Below are 4,756 nucleotides of genomic sequence, written 5' to 3'. Positions count from 1 at the left end.
GCGCGCGCGCCTTCGCCGCCGCCAACGGCTTCGACCGCGCGCGGGTGCTCTTCCAGATGCGCCGGCCGCTGAGCGTCGACGACCTTCCGCCCGGCCGGCTGCCCGAGGGCGTCACGGTGCGTGAGTTCCGTCCCGGCCACGACGAGCAGGCGTGGCTGGCGGTCAACGCCCGGGCCTTTGCCCACCATCCCGAGCAGGGCCGCTGGACCGAGCGCGATCTGGCGCTGCGCGAGGCGGAGCCGTGGTTCGACCCCGCGGGCTTCTTGCTGGCGGTGGCCAAACCCGATGAGCACGGTGAGGACAACCTGCTCGGCTTCCACTGGACCAAGGTGCACCCGGCGACCGCGACCGAACCGGCGCTGGGCGAGATCTACGTGCTCGGCGTGGACCCGGACGGGCATCGGCGCGGGCTCGGCAAGTCACTCAGTGTGGCCGGCCTCCGGCATCTCGCGGAGCAGGGCCTGACCACCGCGATGCTCTACGTCGACGAGGACAACCCCGCCGCCGTGGCTCTGTACAAAGGGCTGGGATTCGGCGTCCACGCGACGGACGTCATGTACCACCGCAAAGGCTGATGAACGAGTAGCTCGCCGGTCGGTTCACGTAACGGACAACACATCCTCAGTCGACGGCCATCCGCCGGGGTCTACCTGTTCACCCCTCGTTCATTTGTGGCCCGGTGGCCAGTCACCTCCTCCTTTTAGCTTTCGAGTGGACCGGTGAGAGACCGGCGTGCAATCCATTCGAAGGGGAAACTGTGAAGCTCCAGCGGGTCGGCTACGTGGCCGGCATTGCTTTGACTGCGACTCTCACGCTCGCGGCGTGCGGGTCGGACAACGAGGCGCCGTCGTCGTCCGGCGCTGCCTCGGCGGCCAACGCGAACTGCGTGGCGGGCAACATCACGGCCCAGGGTTCCTCCGCTCAGAAGAACGCGATGGACGAGTGGATCAAGGCCTACCAGGGTCAGTGCGCCGACGCGAAGATCAGCTACGAGGGCACCGGCTCCGGCGCCGGCATCCAGGCGTTCATCGCCGGCACCGCCGACTTCGCGGGCTCCGACTCGGCCCTGAAGGAGGAGGAGCAGCCGCAGGCCGACGCCAAGTGCGCCGGCGGCCAGGCGCTCAACCTGCCGATGGTCATCGGCCCGATCGCCGTCGTCTACAACCTGGACGGCGTCGACGGCCTGCAGCTCTCCCCGGAGACGCTGGCCGGCATCTTCGCCGGCAAGATCACCAAGTGGAACGACGCGAAGATCGCGGGTGAGAACAGCGGCGCCAAGCTGCCGGACACCACGATCCAGACCGTGCACCGCGGTGACGAGTCGGGCACCACCGACAACTTCACCAAGTACCTGAGCAAGACCGCCGAGTCGGTCTGGACCTTCGGCAACGCCAAGACCTGGAAGGCTCCGGGCGGCACCGGCGCGCAGAAGTCGGACGGCGTGGCCAGCCAGGTGAAGAGCACCGTCGGCACCATCTCGTACGTCGAGCTGTCGTTCGCCGAGAACAGCGACCTGAAGACCGCGAAGATCAAGAACGGCGCGGGTGAGTACACCGAGCTGACCGGTGAGAGCGCCGGCAAGACCATCGCGGGCGCCAAGGTGGCCGGCACCGGCAACGACCTCAAGCTGGACATCGACTACGCGACCACCGAGCCGGGCGCCTACCCGATCGTGCTGGTCACGTACGAGATCGCCTGCAGCAAGGGCAGCGCCAAGGCCGCCGCCATCAAGGGCTTCCTGACCTACACCGCCAGCACCGGCGGTCAGCAGGCGCTCGGCGAGCTGGGCTACGCCCCGCTGCCGGAGGCGGTCCGCGCCAAGGTGGAGACCGCTGTCGCGGCCATCGCCTGACGTTTCTCCCCCCTCTCGACGATCTAGACGACAGTGAGCGAGCGAATGGGTGACATCCCCTCCCGCTCGGCGAGTGGCGGAGCCGGTGGCTCGGTTGTGGCAGGACGCCACACCCGGGTCGCCGGCACCGGCGTATCGCCGGGCGGCCCCGCCGGCCCGATGGGTGGCGGCGGCGCACTACCCACCAAGAAGCGCTTCGGCGTGGAGGCCGGCTTCCGTGGGCTGAGCACCGCGGCCGGCGCGATGGTGCTGGTCATCATCGTCGCCATCGCGATCTTCCTGATCTCCAAGGCGGTGCCCGCGCTCCGGGCCGACACCGAGAACTTCCTGACCTTCAAGCAGTGGTTCCCGAACGAGACGCAGCCCCGCTTCGGCATCGCGGCCCTGGCCTTCGGCACCGTCCTGACCTCCATCATCGCGCTGGTGGTGGCGGTGCCGGTCGCGCTGGGCATCGCGCTGTTCCTGTCGCACTACGCGCCGAAGCGGCTGGCCACACCGCTCGGCTTCGCCATCGACCTGCTCGCCGCCGTGCCCAGTGTGGTCTTCGGCCTGTGGGGCCGGGACGTGTTCCTCAACCCCGTGCGCGACTTCTCGGTGTGGCTCAACGAGTACTTCAGCTGGCTGCCGATCTTCGGCGGGAACGGGCCCTTCGGCCGGTCGATCCTGCTGGGCAGCCTGGTGCTGGCGATCATGGTGCTGCCGATCGTCACCTCGCTGTCCCGGGAGGTGTTCATGCAGACCCCGGGCATGAACGAGGAGGCCGCGCTGGCCCTGGGCGCCACCAAGTGGGAGATGATCCGCACGTCGGTGCTCCCGTACGGCAAGCCCGGCATCATCGCCGCGGTCATGCTCGGCCTGGGCCGCGCGCTCGGCGAGACGATCGCGCTGGCGCTGACCCTGGGCATCGTCTTCGACATCTCGTTCAACCTGATCCAGAACGGCGGCAACACGATCGCCGCCAACATCGCCAACACCTTCGGTGAGGCGAACGCCACCGGCCGCGGCGCTCTGATCGCCTCGGGCCTGGTGCTGTTCGCGATCACCCTGGTGGTCAACATGGCTGCGCGGGCGATCATCTACCGCCGCCGCGAGTTCCGGGACAGTGCGGCATGAGCCTTCTCAAGGACGAAATCCAGGACGTCGTCATGACGCCGGACAACCTGCGTGGGCGCAAGCTCTCGCCGGTGATCAATGCGGTCATCGCGGTGGCGGCGATCGCCGTCTCGGCGGCGCTGGTGCTCGGCACGGACATCGGTGGCTGGGTGCTGGTGCTCGTGCTCGCCGGCGTCGTCTACCTGATCGGGCTGTCCGTCGCGGCGACCCGCGTCGAGGGCCGCCGCTCGGCGCGTAACCGGATGTGGAAATCGCTGATCTACGCCGCCTGCCTGCTGGCCATCCTGCCGCTGGCCTCGGTGGTGTGGACGCTGGTGTCCAAGGGCGTGTCCCGGCTGGACGGCGACTTCTTCGGCTCCTCGATGAACAACATCGGCGCGCGCGACCCGAACGGCGGCGCGTACCACGCGATCATCGGCACGCTGGAGCAGGTCGGCATCGCCACGCTGCTGGCCGTGCCGCTGGGCGTGCTGGGCGCGATCTACCTCGTCGAGTACGGCCGGGGGAAGTTCGCTCTGACCGTCCGGTTCTTCGTCGACGTCATGACCGGCATCCCGTCGATCGTGGCCGGACTGTTCGTGCTGGCGTTCTGGGTGCTCATCGTCAGCCCGTGGTTCAACGACGGCCAGCCGCGATTCTCCGGCTTCGCGGCGTCCCTCGCGCTGACGGTGCTGATGTTGCCGACCATCGTGCGGTCCACCGAGGAGATGCTGCGGCTCGTGCCCGGGCCTCTGCGCGAAGGGGCGTACGCGCTGGGCGTACCACAGTGGAAGACGATCGTGAAGGTCGTCATCCCGACCGCTCTGCCCGGCATCGTGACCGGTGTCATGCTCGCAGTCGCCCGTGCGGCCGGCGAGACCGCGCCGGTGCTGCTCGTCGCCGGCGGCGCCGCGGCGATCAACTTCGACCCGTTCGCCGGCAACCAGGCGTCGCTCGCCCTGTTCGTCTACCAGCAGGCCGGTGACGCCTCCCGATACGCCCCGGCCCGCGCGTGGACGGCAGCACTGACGCTGGTCGCCATCGTGCTGATCCTGACGATCGCCGCCAAGCTGCTCGCCCGCCGCAACAGACTGTCGAAATAAGAGGTATCCCCCATGGCCAAGCGCATCGAGGCGTCCAACGTCTCCTCGTACTACGGCTCGTTCAAGGCGATCGACAGCGTCTCGATGACCGTCGAGCCCAAGACGATCACCGCCCTCATCGGCCCGTCGGGCTGCGGCAAGTCGACCTTCCTGCGGTCGGTCAACCGCATGCACGAGGTGCTGCCCAACGCCCGCATCGAGGGCCGGCTCACCATCGACGACCAGAACATCTACGACGCCGACGTGGACGTCACCGCGGTCCGCCGGATGATCGGCATGGTCTTCCAGCGGCCCAACCCGTTCCCGACGATGTCCATCTACGAGAACGTGGTGGCCGGTCTCAAGCTGAACGGCGTCAAGAAGAAGTCGGCGCTGGACGACGCCGCGGAGCAGTCGCTGAAGTCGGCGAACCTGTGGGACGAGGTCAAGGACCGCCTGGGACGCCCCGGCGCCGGCCTTTCCGGCGGTCAGCAGCAGCGCCTGTGCATCGCCCGCACGATCGCGGTCGAGCCGCAGGTCGTGCTGATGGACGAGCCCTGCTCGGCGCTCGACCCGATCTCGACGCTGGCGATCGAGGACCTGATGTTCAAGCTGAAGGACCGCTTCACGATCATCATCGTCACGCACAACATGCAGCAGGCCGCGCGGGTCAGCGACAAGACCGGCTTCTTCTCGATCGACAAGACCGGCGACCCCGGCCGCCTCATCG

5 protein-coding genes are annotated in these 4,756 nt (G+C 68.4%); all 5 read left to right on the top strand.

Features of this window, described 5'->3' with window-relative positions; translation table 11 throughout:
• On the top strand, nucleotides 1-575 hold a 575-nt coding region (gene mshD, locus AB0M20_RS28035), incomplete at its 5' end, for a mycothiol synthase (protein ID WP_364303192.1).
• Nucleotides 576-757: 182 nt separating this feature from the next.
• Entirely contained in the window at nucleotides 758-1,852 is a 1,095-nt protein-coding gene (pstS, locus tag AB0M20_RS28030; RefSeq protein WP_364303190.1) for a phosphate ABC transporter substrate-binding protein PstS, read from the top strand.
• A 45-nt stretch (nucleotides 1,853-1,897) separates the two neighbouring features.
• Entirely contained in the window at nucleotides 1,898-2,965 is a 1,068-nt protein-coding gene (gene pstC / locus AB0M20_RS28025) for a phosphate ABC transporter permease subunit PstC (RefSeq protein ID WP_364303188.1), read from the top strand.
• Nucleotides 2,962-4,047 carry a phosphate ABC transporter permease PstA gene (gene pstA / locus AB0M20_RS28020; protein ID WP_364303186.1) on the top strand — a complete coding sequence of 362 codons (1,086 nt, stop codon included), beginning with the start codon at nucleotides 2,962-2,964 and terminating at the stop codon, nucleotides 4,045-4,047. Before pstC ends, pstA begins: the two co-directional genes overlap by 4 nt.
• A 12-nt stretch (nucleotides 4,048-4,059) precedes the next feature.
• On the top strand, nucleotides 4,060-4,756 hold a 697-nt coding region (locus tag AB0M20_RS28015; protein WP_364303183.1), incomplete at its 3' end, for a phosphate ABC transporter ATP-binding protein.

This window comes from Actinoplanes sp. NPDC051633, from assembly GCF_040681735.1.
In the GTDB taxonomy this organism is placed as follows: domain Bacteria; phylum Actinomycetota; class Actinomycetes; order Mycobacteriales; family Micromonosporaceae; genus Actinoplanes.
The sequence above is the reverse complement of the archived record's forward strand: the minus strand, read 5'-3'. Positions and strand labels throughout refer to the sequence as shown.

Bases quoted from the DNA above. Each gene is read 5' to 3' on its own strand.
- pstC (WP_364303188.1), top strand. From the start codon at position 1,898: ATGGGTGACATCCCCTCCCGCTCGGCGAGTGGCGGAGCCGGTGGCTCG.
- pstA (WP_364303186.1), top strand. From the start codon at position 2,962: ATGAGCCTTCTCAAGGACGAAATCCAGGACGTCGTCATGACGCCGGAC.